Source organism: Chitinophaga sp. 22620, assembly GCF_052044405.1.
Lineage (GTDB): Bacteria > Bacteroidota > Bacteroidia > Chitinophagales > Chitinophagaceae > Chitinophaga.
Genome location: NZ_JBQEMV010000005.1, coordinates 16,017 through 33,919, shown reverse-complemented (window position 1 = coordinate 33,919; position 17,903 = coordinate 16,017). Strand labels below are relative to the sequence as shown.

13 protein-coding genes and 1 tRNA gene are annotated in these 17,903 nt (G+C 47.1%); 2 read left to right on the top strand and 12 right to left on the bottom strand.

Translation table 11 applies throughout. The annotated features are described in order from the left end of the window. Positions 1-14: 14 nt before the first annotated feature. The 3 genes from purQ to ACTJIK_RS22820 form a co-directional block, all read right to left on the bottom strand. Positions 15-707, bottom strand: a complete 693-nt coding sequence (purQ, locus tag ACTJIK_RS22830) for a phosphoribosylformylglycinamidine synthase subunit PurQ (protein ID WP_440649857.1) — start codon at positions 705-707, stop codon at positions 15-17. A 205-nt stretch (positions 708-912) separates the two neighbouring features. After that, positions 913-1,893, bottom strand: a complete 981-nt coding sequence (locus ACTJIK_RS22825; RefSeq protein ID WP_440649856.1) for a DUF6427 family protein — start codon at positions 1,891-1,893, stop codon at positions 913-915. A 15-nt stretch (positions 1,894-1,908) separates the two neighbouring features. Next, on the bottom strand, positions 1,909-3,423 hold the full coding sequence (locus ACTJIK_RS22820) for a hypothetical protein (RefSeq protein WP_440649855.1): 1,515 nt from the start codon (positions 3,421-3,423) through the stop codon (positions 1,909-1,911). Between the two features lie 160 nt (positions 3,424-3,583). Between ACTJIK_RS22820 and ACTJIK_RS22815 the strand changes: the two genes are divergently transcribed. Next, positions 3,584-4,504: a TIGR01777 family oxidoreductase gene (locus ACTJIK_RS22815; RefSeq protein WP_440649854.1), complete on the top strand. Its 921-nt coding sequence runs from the start codon at positions 3,584-3,586 to the stop codon at positions 4,502-4,504. Here the strand turns inward: ACTJIK_RS22815 and ACTJIK_RS22810 are convergent, their stop codons facing one another. The 4 genes from ACTJIK_RS22810 to ACTJIK_RS22795 form a co-directional block, all read right to left on the bottom strand. Next, entirely contained in the window at positions 4,505-5,743 is a 1,239-nt protein-coding gene (locus ACTJIK_RS22810) for an anthranilate synthase component I family protein (protein ID WP_440649853.1), read from the bottom strand. Positions 5,744-5,803: 60 nt separating this feature from the next. Next, entirely contained in the window at positions 5,804-6,343 is a 540-nt protein-coding gene (locus ACTJIK_RS22805; RefSeq protein WP_440649852.1) for a hypothetical protein, read from the bottom strand. A gap of 96 nt (positions 6,344-6,439) precedes the next feature. Further along, the gene (locus ACTJIK_RS22800) at positions 6,440-7,702 is read right to left on the bottom strand and encodes an adenylosuccinate synthase (RefSeq protein WP_440649851.1); all 1,263 of its coding nucleotides are present in this window, start codon (positions 7,700-7,702) and stop codon (positions 6,440-6,442) included. A gap of 71 nt (positions 7,703-7,773) precedes the next feature. Further along, positions 7,774-10,008 carry a RelA/SpoT family protein gene (locus ACTJIK_RS22795; RefSeq protein ID WP_440649850.1) on the bottom strand — a complete coding sequence of 745 codons (2,235 nt, stop codon included), beginning with the start codon at positions 10,006-10,008 and terminating at the stop codon, positions 7,774-7,776. A gap of 260 nt (positions 10,009-10,268) precedes the next feature. Here ACTJIK_RS22795 and ACTJIK_RS22790 point away from each other — a divergent pair. Then, positions 10,269-10,350 (top strand) — tRNA-Leu (locus ACTJIK_RS22790). 478 nt (positions 10,351-10,828) lie between these two features. Here ACTJIK_RS22790 and ACTJIK_RS22785 read toward each other — a convergent pair. The 5 genes from ACTJIK_RS22785 to ACTJIK_RS22765 form a co-directional block, all read right to left on the bottom strand. Further along, positions 10,829-11,932 carry a hypothetical protein gene (locus ACTJIK_RS22785; protein WP_440649849.1) on the bottom strand — a complete coding sequence of 368 codons (1,104 nt, stop codon included), beginning with the start codon at positions 11,930-11,932 and terminating at the stop codon, positions 10,829-10,831. Positions 11,933-12,095: 163 nt separating this feature from the next. Continuing rightward, a complete protein-coding gene (locus ACTJIK_RS22780; protein ID WP_440649848.1) occupies positions 12,096-14,027 on the bottom strand; it encodes an ATP-binding protein in 1,932 nt (643 codons plus the stop codon). A gap of 687 nt (positions 14,028-14,714) precedes the next feature. After that, a complete protein-coding gene (locus ACTJIK_RS22775; RefSeq protein WP_440649847.1) occupies positions 14,715-16,607 on the bottom strand; it encodes an SIR2 family NAD-dependent protein deacylase in 1,893 nt (630 codons plus the stop codon). Between the two features lie 664 nt (positions 16,608-17,271). Further along, a complete protein-coding gene (locus tag ACTJIK_RS22770) occupies positions 17,272-17,433 on the bottom strand; it encodes a hypothetical protein (RefSeq protein ID WP_440649846.1) in 162 nt (53 codons plus the stop codon). Continuing rightward, the gene (locus ACTJIK_RS22765; protein ID WP_440649845.1) at positions 17,420-17,890 is read right to left on the bottom strand and encodes a hypothetical protein; all 471 of its coding nucleotides are present in this window, start codon (positions 17,888-17,890) and stop codon (positions 17,420-17,422) included. Before ACTJIK_RS22765 ends, ACTJIK_RS22770 begins: the two co-directional genes overlap by 14 nt. Between the last annotated feature and the right edge of the window lie 13 nt (positions 17,891-17,903).

Genomic DNA, 17,903 nt, shown 5'->3' with positions numbered 1-17,903 from the left:
CAGGTACTTTCTCCCTAGTTATTATTGATCAGGCTCTGGAATATCAGCTGCCCGTCGCGGTTACCGAGCACTTCGCTGGTAGCCCTTTCAGGGTGCGGCATCATTCCAAATACGTTCCTTTCTTTATTACAAATGCCGGCGATATTCCGGATAGCGCCGTTCGGGTTAGCAGAATCAACAATGTTGCCAAATTCGTCGCAATAGCGGAAAAGAACCTGGTTGTTGGCAAACAGCCCGTCCAGCGTAGCTTCGTCTGCATAATACCTGCCTTCGCCATGGGCTACAGGGATCATCAGCGGGCGGCCGGTCACTTCTTTGGTGATGGAAGTATGGGTGTTTTCGCTTTTCATGAAGATGTTCTTGCACACGAACTGCTGGTTTTCATTCTTCAGCAGCGCGCCGGGCAGCAGGCCCGCTTCGCACAGGATCTGGAAGCCGTTGCAAACGCCGATCACGCGGCCGCCTTTTTTGGCGAATTCCACCACGCTCTGCATCATGGGGCTGAACTTGGCAATCGCCCCGCAACGCAGGTAATCGCCGTAGGAAAATCCGCCCGGCAACAGGATGCAGTCCTCAGTGGAAAACATGCTCAGGTCTTTATCCTTATGCCAAAGGTCAATCACATCCTGGTTCAGGTCGTAACGCAGTGCATCGATCATATCCTGGTCGCAGTTTGAACCGGGAAAAGTAACAACTCCAAATTTCATCAGTTATTATTAATTTTTTTAAAGGTCTGATGGGATTTCCATCTCATTTGATCTATATAGTTTTTTCGAGGCTACTTCCATGGCTGTTGGGCCATTTTCATATTAACACCTCTGTTAATTTATCTCGGAAAAGAACAAAATTACTGCGCATTGGCCAATATACAATAACCGCTCATAGATTTATGATTCCGCTAACACCATCGGCTTAGTGGGAAAAGTACTGCATCACAATCACATAAGCCAAAATAATAACGTGTATTACATTCGCTATCGTGTTGTTGGTTACCGTCCAGAACACATTCCCTGCAAAAAGGGAAATGGGCAGCACCGCCAGCACCCAGTAATTAGGACTGAAATGGCCGCTGAAAAGCGGGATCAGCATGGCTACCAGCACATAGATCACTACCGTGGCCCAGATCTTCCGCCCCTGTATCAGCATCTTTTTAAAGGTCCGCTGCAGCATCAGCCAGCCGATCACGAAAAACAGCACGCTGGTGATGAGGGCGCCCCAGACCTTGTAATCGGTGATCATCGGCAGGTGAAAGCTGATGCGGGGCATGGCCAGTATCAGTTCCGTGCGGTCGGTGAGGAACAGCCAGGTGCCCAGCAGGTAAAACGGGCAGACGATGCCCAGCAGGCCGATGATCCACTCCGCCGGCCTGAAGGCCCGCATAATGAGCAGGCTCAGCAGCAGCAGGGCCAGGAACAGTACGGAAGGGAAATAGACCAGCCCGCAGAGCCCCAGGGCAAAACCCATGTTGAAGGCCACATCGCGGGCGGAAGTACGCATATAGAGGTCGGAAATGCTGGAAAATATCCAGAGCATCACAGTATTAACGATCAGGGCGGGAGAAAACACGTTCCAGCCTTCCAGCAGCGAGGTGAACAGCAGGAAACACATGGCAGGCAGGTAGGTGTCCCTGGAAAAAAGCCGGTGGTTGTTGATGATGCGGGTGAACAGCAGGGCTTGCAGGAACTGCAGCAGCAGCGCCAGGCAGGTGAAAAATACGGCGCTTTTGCCGGCTATACCTTCCAGCCAGCCGGTTATTTCCGTGTACAGCAGGCCTTCAGAACCGTCTGCCTGGTAAACGGCGGGATGGATAAGGTAGTAGAACTTGACAAACAGCAAATAGATAAACAGCAACAATACCGTCAGCGGATTGCCTGATCTGAAAAATTTTATCACGATGCAAAGATGTGATTAAAAGTCAATTTTAGCAAAGCAGATGTAATTCCGGTAAATGCAGGGTATCAGCACGCTCCGGGAGCTGATCTGTTTGCCGTAGCGGGGCATCCAGGTGAAACCTTTGTCCAGGTTGCGGAGGGTGGGGCTGCGGTCCACCTTGCCGTCCGGCCCGATCGTGTTTTCGGTGAGCACATACTGCCGGCGGTCCAGCGTGTTGAACAGGAAGCGCAGCTCGCTGCCCACGTTCACCAGCATATAGCTCAGGTAAAGGTCCGCCCCGTCGTCGAACTGGCTTTTGTGCACGAAGTTGCTGTATTGCAGGTCGCCCTTGTCGTCGTAGCTGAGGATGGCCACATTGTCGTAGTGGTAACGGGTGCCCTGGCCGTCGTTCCAGCCGTAGGGATTGTAGTAATAGGGCGAATAAGGTGAATAGTAGTAAGGATTATACCCGCCGAAGCCGCCGTACATATAGTTCCAGCGGTTCCAGGGCTGGCTGCGCGAAGTGGTGTAATAAGACTCCGCGGTAAGCAGGAAGCCGCCGTTGGCGGTATTCACGATCTTGCGTATGAAGTAGTCGTTGAAGGCGGCGGAGGTGGACGCGTCGCCGCGGGCGCTCTGTTTCAGCTCGGGACTAAAGGGGGATATTTTTTCAAACATGCGTTCCCGTTTGTCATAATCCAGCCTCAGCAGGTAGAGCCCTTCTACGTTGCCGCGCTTCTGTTTGTAAAAGAACGCGGTTACCAGCAGCTGCTTGTCCTGGTTGTCCAGCTTCAGCTTCACCTCGTCCAGCAGCAGGTTCTTGGTTTCGAAACGCGCGGTCTCGAAAGAATCCACCACCGCCCGTTTGATCACCACTTCGCCATTCACGATGTAATCTCGGTTGGAGGTACGTTCCAGCCGGGTGAACATCAGGTCGCCATCGTTGTTCAGCTGGAAATTGCTGAGGAACTGGCGTTTCCCTTCCATGGGCAGGGATACGCGGCTGTTGTTCAGCAGGTTGAAGGAGCTGTCGTACAGGAAGGTGTAGAACACATTGTCGTTCTCCTTGTCCTGGTTGATCTTGTATACCAGGATGCGGCTCTTGTCTTCAGACACTTCCACGGAATATATCTTGTTCTCTTTCGAAAAGTTGCCGATGCGGGTGGAATCCACCATCACGGCGGTGGTAGTGAAAACCCCGTCAGGGTTTACCTGTGCGGCAAAGCTGTACACCGCGTCTTTCCGCTGGAACTGGTAGATCATAAAAGCCTTATCCGCATACGCCACGAAATCCACGCTGATGAGCTTTTTCGGGAGGAATTCCAGCTTCACGCGGTCTTTCAGCTGCATGGCATTGTCGTATATGGAAATGTGATATTCCCCGCGGTCCGCCTTATAAACCAGGATGTTCCCTCCCATTCTGCCGATGATCTCGAATTCGGTGGTTTTATAATCGTCCCGTTCCGGTTCTGAATAGGTGATCTTCTGGGCGTTGGCTACCGTACTGCACAGGGCGAGCACACAAATTTGCACGATGTAACGAATGCGCATGGACAAGTAATATTTAAGGTTAGATACAGGATAAACGTTGAATGTACCAGTTTTATGCATGTTCTGCTTTCAAACCTACACGAAAATTACGTTATTGCAAAGCGCTAAGAACAGCGCGGGATTTATTGCGTAATTTTACAGGCAAAACGTTGGTGTTATCATGATGGACACGGTATTAATTACGGGCGGCACCGGGCTGGTGGGACAGGCTTTAACGGCTTTACTGCTGGAACGGGGCTACCGGGTAACGGTGCTCACCCGGGGGAAGAAGGTTTCCGAAACCCCTAACCTCCGCTATGCGCATTGGGACCCCGCCCGCAAAACCCTGGATATCACTGCGCTGCAGGAGGCCGACCATATCGTGCACCTGGCCGGCGCCAACGTGGCCGAAGGCCGCTGGACCAAACAGCGCAAGCAGGAGATCGTGGACAGCCGGGTGGAAAGCGGCAATTTCCTGTTCCATAGCCTGCGCCAGCACCCCAACAAGATCAAAAAAGTGATCAGCGCCTCCGCCACCGGCTTCTACGGCGCCTATACCGGCAAACCCTTTACGGAGAACGATCCCCCGGCGGGCGACTTCCTGGGCACCACCTGCAAGGCCTGGGAAGACAGTGTGCGCCAGATGGAAACACTCGGCAAAAAAGTGATCATCCTGCGCACGGGCATTGTGCTCAGCCTGAAAGGCGGCGCCCTGAAGGAGTTCTACCGGCCGGTAAAGCTCGGCTTCGCCACCGTGATGGGCAGCGGCGAGCAGTTCATCAGCTGGATCCATTTGCAGGACCTCGTGCGCCTGTACCACAACGCCATCGTGAACGACCTGCTGCACGGCACCTACAACGCAGTGGCGCCCCGCCCCGTTACCAACCAGGAGCTGGTGCAGTCGCTGGCCCGCGCCGTGAAAGGCAACAGCTTCATCACCATCCATGTGCCGGCCTTTGCGCTGAAAGTGGCGCTGGGTGAAATGAGCATCGAAGTGTTGAAAAGCGTGAAGGTCTCTTCTGAAAAAATACAGCAGACGGGTTTTGTATTCTCCTACCCTGATGTGGACAGCGCCGTGAAACAGATCGTTTCGAATTCCTGATTAAGCTCCCAGTGCGGCTTGCAGGGCTTTCGCCTTCAGCAGGCATTCTTCCCATTCCTTTTCCGGGTCGCTGTAGAAGGTGATGGCGGAGCCCGTCTGGAAAGAGATGTAAGGGCTTTTGGCGTTGTAGAGTATGCTGCGAATCACCACGTTAAAATCAAAATCCCCTTCGGGCGTAATGTAGCCCACCGCGCCGGAAAACAGTCCCCGCCTGGATCTTTCATATTGTTCGATCAGTTCCATCACCCGCAGCTTGGGCGCGCCCGTCATGGAGCCCATGGGAAAGGCGTGTTTGATGGCGTCGGTGAAATGGTGTTCCGGGCTGAGTGTAGCCGTTATCGTGGAGATCATGTGGTGCACCTGCGGGAAGGTGTAGATGCCGAACAGCTCTTCTACCTTCACCGAGCCCTGCACGGCGGTTTTGGAGAGATCGTTGCGCACGAGGTCCACGATCATCACGTTCTCCGACCGTTCTTTCGGGCTGTTGCGGAGCGCCTGCAACAATGCCGCGTCGGCATGTGCATCTGCCGCGCGGCGGGCGGTGCCTTTGATGGGCTGGCTGATGATGGTGTCCCCTTTTTTCCGCAGGAAACGTTCCGGGCTGGAGCAGGCCAGGTAACGGTGGCCGTTGCGGTAATAAGCGGCGAAGGGTGAAGGGGAAAGGGCGTTGAGGCGGAGGAACAGCGCCAGCGGGTCGGGAATGGCCTCGTGGGCGAACTGTTCCCGGCAGAAATTCACTTCATAACAATCGCCTTTGCGGATATGCTCCTGGAGCGCCTTTACAGCGCCCAGGTAAGACGCACGGTCAAGATGCGCGCCGAAAGCCGTAACAGGACTGGCATTGGCCAGGGAAGGCATGTTTTGCGCCAGGCAGTCTTCATATATTTCGCGGGCTTCTTTTTCGGTGAGGGTGATGCCGCTGATGATAAGCTCGTGTTGGCGGAGGGTAAGCAGGTAGCGGGGGCGGAAGAACGCCATGTCCGGAAATCCGACGCCGTCAGGATGGGCGGAGCTGAGTTTTTCGGTTTCGTTCTTGAGATCGTAGCTGAGATACCCGAAGAGCCAGCCCGGGTTGGCGGAGTGGAATGCTTTAAGCTGCCGGAACGCAGTACCGGCGCCGCATTGCAGCACTTCCACCGCATCAGCGGCGAGCAATGCTTCAGCGCCGGAACCGGCCAGCCGGTAGTCGTTATTGTCTAAAAAACAACAAATGTTGAACCGGTTACCCCAGCTCAACATTTGCTGTTTGAATGCGCTTATATTTTCAACAGGAAAACTGTATGATAGCACGTTTATAGCTTAGAAATCATCATCATCGTCATCATCAAAGCGGTCGTTGAACATACCCATGTCCTTGAAATCGTCATCCAGGTCCAGGTCGTCGTCGTCAGCGCCTTTTTTGGTGCTGGGGCGGCCGCGTTTGTTCTTTGGCTTGGGCATATCAAATTCCTCGAAGTCGGGATCGTAGTCTTCGTCTTCTCCTTTTTCCCAGGCATCATCATCATCGTCCGCATCATCATCTTCGTCTATATCGTCCTCATCGTCGTCGTCTTTTTTCTTTTTGGTGGCGGCTTTGGCGGGACGGCCTCTTTTGGGAGCGTCATTGTCCGCATCCTCATCGTCATCATCATCGTCGTCGTCGTCCTTTTTGGATTTGGCCGCAAGCTTATCTGATTTTTTAGAAGCAGCAGACTTACGGGGAGATTCCTCCTCATCTTCATCCTCATCCTCGTCTACTTCTTTCTTAGGCTTGGCACTGGTTTTCTTTTCAGAAGCTTTGTCAGTCTTAGGCGAAGTAGGTTTTTTAGTCTCTTTTTCTTTATCAGATTTCGATTTCATAATGGTACGTTACTATTAGATTCTAAGGTAAAGTTTTAACAGTTTTTTTGATTCGCCAAATTTTTTTTTGACTGTTTTTTTAGTATTTTTTTGACTTTACTTTTCGAGTATCTGATCTCTGCCAGGGCCGTTGGACACATATTGTACAGGCACGCCCAGATAGCTTTCCACAAAAGATAAGAAATTTTTCATTTCCACGGGTAATGTACTGTAGCTGTCACTTTTTGCAGTGGGTTCAGACCAGCCGGGGAAACTTTCGAGTATCGGTTTGATAGGTACGCCGCAGATGTTGAAAGGCATTTCCCTAGTCTGCTGGCCTTCAATCTCATACGCGGTGCAGGCCTGCACGGTGGGGAATTCGTCCAGCACGTCGCTTTTGGTCATTACCAGCTGGGTAACGCCGCTGAGCATGCAGGTATAATCCAGCGCCACGAGGTCTATCCATCCGCAGCGGCGCGGGCGGCCTGTGGTAGCGCCAAATTCATGGCCTGCCTGGCGCAGCTTCTCGCCGGTTTCGTCTTCCAGTTCGGTCGGGAACGGGCCGCCGCCTACGCGGGTGCAATAGGCTTTGGTAACGCCGATCACTTCGCGGATCCATTTAGGCGCAAGGCCCAGGCCAGTGCAAACGCCGGCGGAAATGGTGTTGGAAGAGGTCACGAAGGGATAGGTGCCGAAATCCACGTCCAGCATGCTGCCCTGCGCGCCTTCCGCCAGCACTTTCTTCCCGGCTTTGAGGTGATCGTTCAGCCAGTATTCGCCGCGCACGATATTCATCTTGCGCAGGAATTCCACGGCATCCCAGAATTCAGCTTCCCATTCGGCTATGTCTTCACTGAAATTATAATTGGCCAGCAGCTGCAGGTGCTTGGCTTTGAGCTTTTCGTAAGAGGCCTGGAAATCCGGGTTCATCACGTCTCCCACGCGGAGGCCGTTGCGGCCGGTTTTGTCCATGTATGCAGGCCCGATGCCCTTGAGCGTGGAGCCGATCTTCTCCAGGCCTTTAGACAACTCGGATGCCTTGTCCAGCGCGCGGTGGCTGGGAACAATGATATGCGTCTTTTCAGCGATAAAGAGGTTCTTGCCGAGATCTATGCCCAGCGCGCTCACTTTTTCGCATTCTTTTTTGAAAGTAACGGGGTCCAGCACCACGCCGTTGCCGATGAGGTTCAGGGTGTTGGTGTGAAAAACGCCGGAAGGAATGGTATGCAATACCACTTTCTGGCCATTGACATACAAGGTATGCCCCGCGTTGGGGCCTCCCTGGAAACGGGCGATAATGTCATATTTACCCGCGAAGTAATCCACGATCTTGCCTTTCCCTTCATCGCCCCATTGCAGCCCCAGCAGAACATCTACCATTGTTGATATGTGATTTTATGTTTAAAAGAAGAGGCAAAAATAAGGCGATTGAATGAAATGTTGGAGAATATTTAATCTTCCAGCCTGCTGATGCTCTGGATGCCGTCCAGGCCCTTCAGGCGCTCCACCAGTTCGTCCAGCTCGTCTTTATCGTGCACAAACACCTTGATGAGCCCTTCGAAGAGCCCTTCCCTGGATTCGATCGTAAGCCCGGCGATATTGATCCTCAGCTCGCCGGAGATAATATTGGTGATCTTGTGGATAACTCCCACATCGTCCATCCCTACTATCTTCAGCCCGGTGAGGAAGGAGATCTCGCGGTTTTTCACCCATTTGGTCTTTACCACGCGGTGGCCGTAGTGGGCCAGCAGCTGCGCGGCATTGGGGCAGTTGGTACGGTGTATCTTAAGGCCTTCGCTGGCGGTGATGAAGCCGAACACATCGTCGCCCGGGATGGGGCGGCAGCAGTTGGCCAGCTTGTAGGCGATCTTGTCTGAGCTTTCGCCGAAAATGATCAGTTCCGCGTCCTTTTTGGAAGGCTGCTTGTGATGATGCTCTTCCACGGCGGGTTCGGGCGCTTTCACCGGCTTGGGCGGCTCCAGCTTGTCTCCCAGCACATGGAACTGCTTCAGCTCCTTCAGGTCTATGTTCTTCACGGCCACCTGGTAATACAGGTCCAGCGGGCTGGGCTGCTTGTAGAACTGCACCAGCTCGTTGATGTTGTGCTGGCTGGCGGACACTTTCATGTTCTCCAGCTTGCGCTCCAGCAGCTCTTTCCCGTCCATGGCCACTTTGCGCTTTTCTTCCTTCAGCGCGTCCTTGATCTTGCTTTTGGCTTTGGCCGTCAACACGATGTTCAGCCAGTCTTCGGAAGGTTTCTGCTTGTTGGAGGTGATGATCTCCACCTGGTCGCCACTGCGCAGCTTATGGCTGAGGGGCACCAGCTTGTAGTTCACCTTCGCGCCGATGCATTTGTTGCCCACGGCGCTATGGATGGAGTAGGCGAAATCCAGCGCGGTGGAGCCTACGGGCAATATCTTGAGGTCCCCTTTGGGGGTGTATACGTAAATTTCTTCGGTGAAAAGATTGCTCTTGAAATCGGCCAGGAAGTCCAGCGTATTGGAATCCGGGCTGTTCAGTATCTCCCTGATCTGGCTGAACCACTGCTCGAACTTGGATTCCTGCACGGTGGAATTCCCTTCTTTGTAGCGCCAGTGGGCGGCCACGCCTTTTTCGGCATAGTCGTTCATGCGTTTGGAGCGGATCTGCACTTCCACCCATTTCCCGTTCGGACCCATTACGGTCACGTGCAGGGCTTCATAGCCGTTGCTTTTCGGGTTGCTCAGCCAGTCGCGCGTGCGCTCGGGGCTGGGGTGGTAAAAGTCGGTGATGATGGAATACACCTTCCAGCAGTCCGCTTTTTCTTTTTCCTGGGCGGAATCCAGGATGATGCGGATGGCGAAGAGGTCGTACACTTCCTCGAACTGCACGCCTTTGGTCTTGATCTTGTTCCAGATGGAGTGGATGGACTTCGGGCGGCCGTATATCTCGAACTGGAAGCCCTCTTCCTGGAGCACTTCCTTGATCGGTTTGATGAATTCGTTGATGTAGCGGGTGCGCTCGCGTTTGGTCTCTTTCAGGCGGCGGGCGATCTCGCGGTATTTATCCTGCTCGGTGTACTTCATGGCCAGGTCTTCCAGCTCGCTCTTGATGGTGTAAAGACCGAGGCGGTGGGCCAGCGGGGCGTAGATGAACACGGTTTCGGAGGATATTTTGAGCTGTTTTTCGCGGCTCATGCTGTCCAGCGTGCGCATGTTATGCAGCCTGTCCGCCAGCTTGATGAGGATCACGCGGGGGTCGTCTGCCAGGGTAAGGAGGATCTTTTTGAAGTTTTCCGCCTGCATGGTGCTGGTGTTCGAATCGATCACGGTGGAGATCTTGGTGAGGCCGTCCACGATATGGGCGATCTCGGAGCCGAATTCGCGTTCCACGTCTTCGAGGGTCACTTCGGTGTCTTCCACGGTATCGTGCAGCAGGGCGCAGATGGCGGAGCGCACGCCGAGGCCTATTTCTTCCACGGTGATCTGGGCAACGGCCAGGGGATGGAGGATATACGGTTCGCCGGATTTGCGGCGCATATCGCGGTGGGCTTCAGCAGCCATTTCGAAGGCGGTGCGTACCAGCTCGCGGTCGCCTTTTTTCAAACGGGGTTTGAGCGCGCGCAAAAGGGCGCGGTAGTGGCGGACGATCTCTTTTTTCTCCTGCTCTTCGTCGAGGTTATATTTTTGAACGGTCACAGTTTCCATGCAGTATCAAAAATACAAAAAGAGGACCAGTAAATGGAATACTGCCGTTGTGGCGGTTTTTGGGCGCCAGAGGGGCTATAATGGCGTTTTTTTAAGGCTGCGGCTGATTGGTTGGGAATGGTTGCGGCCGGGCACCTCCGATCCGGCACCCGGGAGCGTTCAAATACAGTCCGGTGGGCTATTTCCGGAAAATATAGGCCGGAAGCCGGGGCCAATTTTTATAATTATAAAAAAACGATACCTTTGCAGACCTTAAAAACGCGGATGTGGTGAAATTGGTAGACACGCCAGACTTAGGATCTGGTGCCGCGAGGCATGTAGGTTCGAGTCCTATCATCCGCACGAATTGATTTTCAATTTACAGAAAGGCTGCTTCGGCGGCCTTTTTTTGCTTTAATTAGCAATTTGCAAACATTGCAAGCAATTGCGAGCCAGGAAGCAACTAAAGACCTTGGATAAGGATATGATTTATCGTAAATTCTACTTCTTACAGTTCAAACGAAAGCCCGTACGGATTCGACTCCCTTCCGCGCTACAAAAGGGATTTTTCTCCCAAATCATTAGAGTTCTATTCGACGAGGTGCGGTACATTTCAATGAGCTGCATCGCCCGGGAGCAAGCGCCAGATTGATCGAAGGTGCTGAAATTTGCCTTCCTGATATGCGAGGCCATGTTTGAAAACCCTCAAAGGACATCGTATTTTGTGTAACAGTTGCTTTTCTATAGATACTTTTTCTGGATGTGAGGCTGGGGGCAACCTGATACAGTTTATCCCATTTTCAAATGAGCGATCCCTAATTCCGTGATAGCAAGTGGCTAATTATTCATACAACATAAATTTTACTTTACAGTTCTTGTCGCTTAAATAGCCTGTTAGTATATTATCATGTATAATGCCTGATGGCCATTCCAGATTAGACAACAGTTCGATTAGAATTTCATTGGTTAGTTGGGATATTATTACCGTGTCTTTTACTTTTGCTTTTAAAAAACTGATGTTACAAAAAAAAAGTAGTTGTAATTCTGAACTATCATAAACCAAATGGCATTTTATAAAATTTCTCTGCTGGCTAACCTCTAGAATAGATACTTTAATTTTCTTCGAAAATTGTTCAAAAAAGAATGTAAGATTATGTGTAAGGATTGAATAATCAGACTTTTTATCCAGTACCCATCGAAGCTCGTAGAAAAAATCCCGAATTAATTGAAGATTGTTTTCGATGAGTTGTACGTTTTTTATAAATACAGTTGATGATTCAATTAGACAAATCGCGCTTTCATTATAAATAATTTCTTTTGAAAATTTTTCACGTTCTTCTTCGGGTATTACTCCGCCGTTGTGCATTATTTTGTTTCGAATGAATTGTAGCCTCCGAAATTTGGTTATGTACGACTCTAGGGTATAAGTTTCTACTTCTATAACTAGTTCCAGATACGTAACAATCGCTGTTAAATAATCTTTGTCGTTTAAATTCTGTAAAGAGATTTTCTTGTTATAAGACAATTTCAGTATGCCGCATAAAGCCCTTAGTTCGCTTTCTAAAAGTGCATATAACGAAGAAAGCGAAGATTTGTAGAAGTAGTCTTTCATTGTGTTAAAGCGGTCAAAGAGAGCTTCATCTTCGTCTTGAAAATAGGAATCTACGGAACTACCACCAGACGCATGCCATGCAAATTGCAAATCTTCGTCCGTGTTATAACCTCCTCCAGCAACCAATTTATCAAATTCGGCATTGGCTTCAAAAAGTGAACGTTTGTATTGTTCTTCGTTTTCAGACTTTAATTCTTTGTATTCTTTTTCATATAAATTATTAGTATTATCTGTGTGTTTCTTAAATAGAGTTAATTTTCTATCTATCTCATTAAGAAATTTATCGAGTGGAGTCCTTTTTCGATCACCGATGAAGTGAAAACTATATATCATGTGACAAGAGTTAGCTCAATATAACAAAATAGAATATGCACTTATATTTTACAGTTATGATTTGAATCAAATTATCGGCTCCAAAGCTCCACCAGTTCCATTAAGTGTTCAAACAATCTCCCGTCCAAGCTCATTTTGAGTTAGAAATACCACTATTAAGAAGTTATTCAAGATTAATAGCAGATTGTTCAGCCGCTCTTTTGAAAAGATCCATTCCTGGTATATCGTCGTACCGTTCATTGAGTTTATCTCTTAAGCCAAATAATCTTTTTTCCGCGGTATCCACCAACTGAGAAAATGTAGATAGTCGAATTTTCCCTATTTCAACATCATTCCCATTTTTTACTGTCGCAATGGGTTGAAGTTTCTTTTCGAATGACTTCCCTATAACAAACGCCTCTATATATGGAGAGCCTATCAAACTGCCACAGTTCATAAAATCTTCGACATATCCCTGAGCCTGATTCCTTTCGTCACGGGTTAAATTGAATCCTCCCCTTTTTAGTTCAATAATTAAAACTTTATTCACAGTTGCTAAACCGGAATCAATATCAAAAGTTTCAGTTCCGGTAATGGATGCAGTTGAATCTTGTAACATTACAATATCAGGCCTCTTTTTATTATTCAGAAATACTGAAGAATCTATTTTCTTTTTGAATACCTGTTCAACCGCCGTTTGCAACTGCCTGTTTGATGAATATTCAGCAGATTCAAATTCGGGCCCGAATAGCCAACGGGCACCCGACACAAGAGGATGTAAAACATGTAATTCGTCAACATCGGGATCTGATGATAGCTTACGAATTGCTTCAATCAGTGAAATGCGATTATCTATCTCGTTTAAAACTACGAGTGCATCTTTAACTGACCATTTCCGCAAAAGTTCACCTAGTCCTGTGAAATCGTCTTCTGATAGACTAGCAAGCCTTATCAACAGTTCCTTTCCCGACCGCGTCTTTTCTAAGTTAATGATTGCTTGAACCGCTATTGAAATTGTTTCGGGTCGCGCCGTCGGATGCGCCGCAGTGATAGACTCAATTGCTTCGAGAACTTCGTACTTCCCCAATGGTGGCAATTGAGTTATTTCATCATAAAACGTATTTTTTACTTGCTGCTTGGCTTCTTCTACAAACTCGGAGGCAACAGTAGTGAGCATCCTATTGACATACTCCATAACTACCTTATTGACATTGTCCATATGAGGATGAGGCTTGAAGCCTGTCCAATCTTCTGTTATAAAATCAGCAAGATCGTTTGTTTCAACAACTACTGTATATCTTTTAGCAAATTTCGTTCTACCATCGATGACAACCTCTCCACCCAACGACCACGACGGCTCACCTACGAGCTTATTGCTTTGCCAAAAGGCAATACCCTGATAAATAGTTGACTTTGCACTCTTTATTGAATCCAGGAAATGTGCGGTCAGGATTGTATTATCGTCTACCTTTAATACGGAAGTATTTAATAACCCCGTATGCTGGCTTAGCGGAACGGATTCTCTGTTTATCGAAACCAGAAAATTAGGATCATGGAGAAAACGAGCCGAAATTATTTGCAGAATTCTTTCCGGCTTGGGTAAATTCTTAGTTACTAGAACTTCTAACCGTGTACCAAAGGAGTTAGATTGCTCAACTTTTTTCTCCTTTATAACAAATGGCTGCTCTTCACTTTCTGTAGTTATAACAAACGTTGATTTTTTTCCGCCGGAATTGGTAATAACTGTGTATTCATTATTAAAACAAAGCAATCCATGTCTGCCAACTCCATTGCGGCCATATGCAAGCCTGTTTCCCACAACACCTGGAGGGAATATAACATTTTTTCCTTGATGCCTTAATCTATTATACCCAAGCTTCATCCAACGACTTTCAAATTCCTCCGGTGTTAGTCCAGTTCCATTATCTTCCACTATCAAATAATCCTCACTGTGTTCTGGGATAAAAATGTTAACATTTGTGGCACCAGCATCCCAAGCATTAGATACCAGTTCAGTCAATGCAACTTCTGACGAATGGCCAAGCGGCCCAAGTGTTCTAATTAGGTAATCTTCTTCAAACAATGATCCCTTTACAAATGAATTTTTATTTTTCATAGATTACAATTTCGTCGGCAATTTAAGCAAAATAACAAATGGGGCTATGGGGCTTGTTTAGCATATCCAGAATTAAGAGAATAAAATTCATCTAAAATACATGTTCTTACATTGTTCCCCAAATTTATGCCAACCTTCCAAGAAAAACTAAACCTAGAGTCCGGCGTTACAAGGCATATAGGTTCCAATCCTATTATTCCGACAAAAAACTGTAATGCCCGCCAAGTGCTCCCACTGTCTTTATGACCAGGCGATGATTATCATATTGGATTTGACACCCCAGACCTAGGATTGGCACGGGAAAAAAGTATGTTTGTTCAGACGGGATCGTCAATGCGAAAGTAAACAAATTTGAGCCGCAAAAATTAGTGTTTATGCAGCTTTTGTGTTTATAGCGTGTCGCGGATGTTCTGCTTTGATGATCCCGGGTTGAAATCAACAGCGGGGTAACACATAACGCTATGGGGCAGGGACTGCTTTCCAGACGTGATTTTATTCATCTTGCATAAGATGCTTACGCATGCGACAACAAATTTGAACGTAAGGAGGAACTGGAGGAGCCTATTGGAAATAGATTCACGAGTAGGATGAGGGGAATTTTTAACCTGACTAGTTTTAATGTGGTCTCAGATGACAAGAGATGTGATTATCATACAGTACCTAGATCATTCGAAACGGTCACAAAAGTTAAGATGTTTCTGTTATTCTCCGATGAACGTTTATTTGTTTCACGTAACGAACACTTAATTGCTTTGATTTAGATCTTACCTTTACAGTTGCAGATTTTTTACTCAACACCTCATCTAAATTAGTTACATAGAGATCCAATGGCTCCATAATTTGAAAGCCTAAAATTATACTCTGATTTAAAATTGTTAAGATTTCTGGATGTTGCGATTCGGATATGAAACTTGATCCTTTCCCAATATTCAATAGTATTTCTGGAGAAATACTGTTCTCAATATTAAACAGCAATTCTTCATCCCAGGTATATATCTGGGGCTCTTCATTTGCAAATTCAAGAACTTTATAAGCAGAATCGAAGTCTGCCCTTGAATAATTTTTAACATTTGTGAATTTAACTCCGTAAATGCGCTCTATTTTTTTTAATGATAGAAAGAAATCTAAGCTGCTATTCAGTGGTTCAACTGGTAGATTAAATTTACCAAGATTCAAATTGAAGTTTGCTGATTCACCGTCTAAATAAATCTTCCCGTTTTTTCCCGACGCTAAGTTAATGTTCAATTTTAAAACAGCGATCGCGTCATTCACATTGGCGAAATCATCCAGTTGCTTGAACGAAAATATTCCCGAGACATTACTTAAGGCTGGATTTGAAATTTTATAATTAAATTCGGCGCCCTTATAATTTGCAATTATTTCTATTAACCTTTTGGAAGCAAACACTCTGTAACGAATGTCTTCATATTCTGAACCATCATCAAATGAAATTGAAGCCAATCCTTCTTTTTTAGGAACCGGAATCAGTCGTACCTGATAATTTTCTGGATCGTCGCCAACAATATTCACATCATTCAAAAATAATTTGAATGTCTGCAGTTCTTTGCCCTCAATTCTAAGTTCTTCAAAACTTTCACCGCGAGCAAAACTTTGAAATGACTCTGTAAAGTTCTTGTTATTTTTAAATTCAAAAACATATCTGCTTTTACCCTGTTGGGTTAAGAAGTTAACCGACTTAATTTCAAATCTATCTTCCAAGCTCTTAAGTTCGACTCCGAGATTATTTTTCTTGAAAAATATGCGCATTGTATCTGTAGACAAATAACCATTATTATAATCTGTTACGATATTTTGCTTTATGCTTTCATGAAGTTTTTTGACGAACGGTTCTCCTTTAAAATTAAGATATTGAATCCCCTGTTTTCTTAGATAGTCTATCTTATGTGCTTTTAGATCAGGGGCAATTAAAAACATTTCTTTCCGGTTAGGACCTAGAGTCTCATCAATTCCTCTAAAGACGTTAGAAATGTTCCCGTCTTCAAGATCATAACCTATAAAAACAACAGCTTTATTCGAAATCCTCTCTTTTATCGTCGCCCACATCAGATCCTCATTCTTTTTCTGATAATAGAAATTATTGTAATCACTGGCTGTCAGCAAAATTGTTTCGGAGTGATTAATATCACCATGCACTTTAAACAACTCAATCTTCTTGCTAATTTGGGAAACTTCGTAAGGAAAGATAATAGACTGTATTTCGTCCTTATATGCAAGCTCAAATAACTTGTCATAATTAGTTGTAATAATAGTTTTTATATGTGGAATATTAGAGAGAATTTCATGAAAAATCTTTGAGCCAGGTGGCCTAAGGAATTCGTTTTTTAACAGAGTTATTAAAGGTGCCCTGTTTCCTGATTTTAATCTAACAAATTCTTCCGATATCTGTGCCAAGGGTAAACCCGGGGAAACTTCTGATTTTTCTGATGAAGTAAGAGAATTATAAATTATCTCAGCTAATTTTCTCCCGTTAGGATAACCGGCATACAAGGAGAAGCCCGAACCAATCCACAATACAACTTCTTCTTTTCTAACAAGCTCAAAAATTCTTTCGATTTTCATTTATTGATGAGTAAAATTTTGCATGTCGAAATTATGTGCGAAAAAAGCGTGAAATATCTTTTTTAAGAACGTATCTAACTAAATTAACAAAAAAGCCTGTATTGGCCCCAATTCCCCAATAATTTTATCTGGGAAGTAATATGACTTTCTTTGTGAATTCGGTACTTGTCACTCGCCAAAGGGAAAGGGTAAACGGGTTGAGCCCAGCGGCAAAGTTTTCAATTAGGCCGCCGTTGCGTCGCACTCTTCAACTTTTGGTTTGGCTATTGGGCGGTGGATGTTTTGTTGGCAACCGGCAGTTCTTCTCTTTTACTCTCGTCGCGCAGGTTGCGAGCTTATTAAAAAACGGCAGCAATAACCATCTTTGAGCTTCCGTGCACCCGAATAGCTCAACGTCAGAATATGTCCTGCCGCGAACAGCGGCGATGGATATGCTGCCCAGCAGTAGAATGATCTTGGCGCATACTTGTGGGCGAGGGTGGCAGCTTTTCCTTCTTTCGGGTTGATAAGGGGGCCACCCTCACCCACAAGTATGTGTTTCTTTTCCCCTCCAGCAGACGATCAGCGGCAGACTTGCGGCCTATGGCGGCTGTTCAGGTGTGTGCGGGCAGGGTTAGCCGCCTGGGCTTTCCCTGTCTCCCAACGTCCTCCAACGCTCCCGCCCTCAATCGGGCTTCTTCGTCTTTGTCGCGGGGGGCAGTTTTTCCCGGGCGGCCTTCAATGCTTTATCAAATTCTTCAGGGTGGTCGTGATGGTATTCGCTAAACCGGTCACGGATGTCACGTACTTCCTGCACCGCATCGTATTTCTTTTTATCCTTTTTCATGGTTGCGTATATTTAAAATTTCCCGGGGTGTGCGTATTTCTATAAGGCTGTAACCCATCCGCAGGTTTATGGAATTATAAAGCCGTATTCGGTTAAGGTTCACAATATGTTTAAAGTTCCAGCTGGCCAGCACATCCGCATGGTTTAAAGTAGCCAGTGCAATATGTACGGCATCGTGATAGCTTTTATTCGTCAGCGCACCTTCCTGTATATACATATCGGCCAGCTTTTTCGCTTCAGCAGTTGTCACCAAGTCCGTCCTGTACTGCAAAGGTACTTCGTTTAACTTATTTTGGATGGCACTATGGGCGTTAGTTAATTCCCAGTGTACCAGGTCAGAAACAATAAGATTTTTAGTGCCGGTCTTAAATTCTTCGAAGAGCGCCTCGCTCCATTCTTTAAATTCCACGTCAAAACAGCCTCCGATTACAGAGGTGTCAACATACACTTTTTCCATAGTAAATTACATG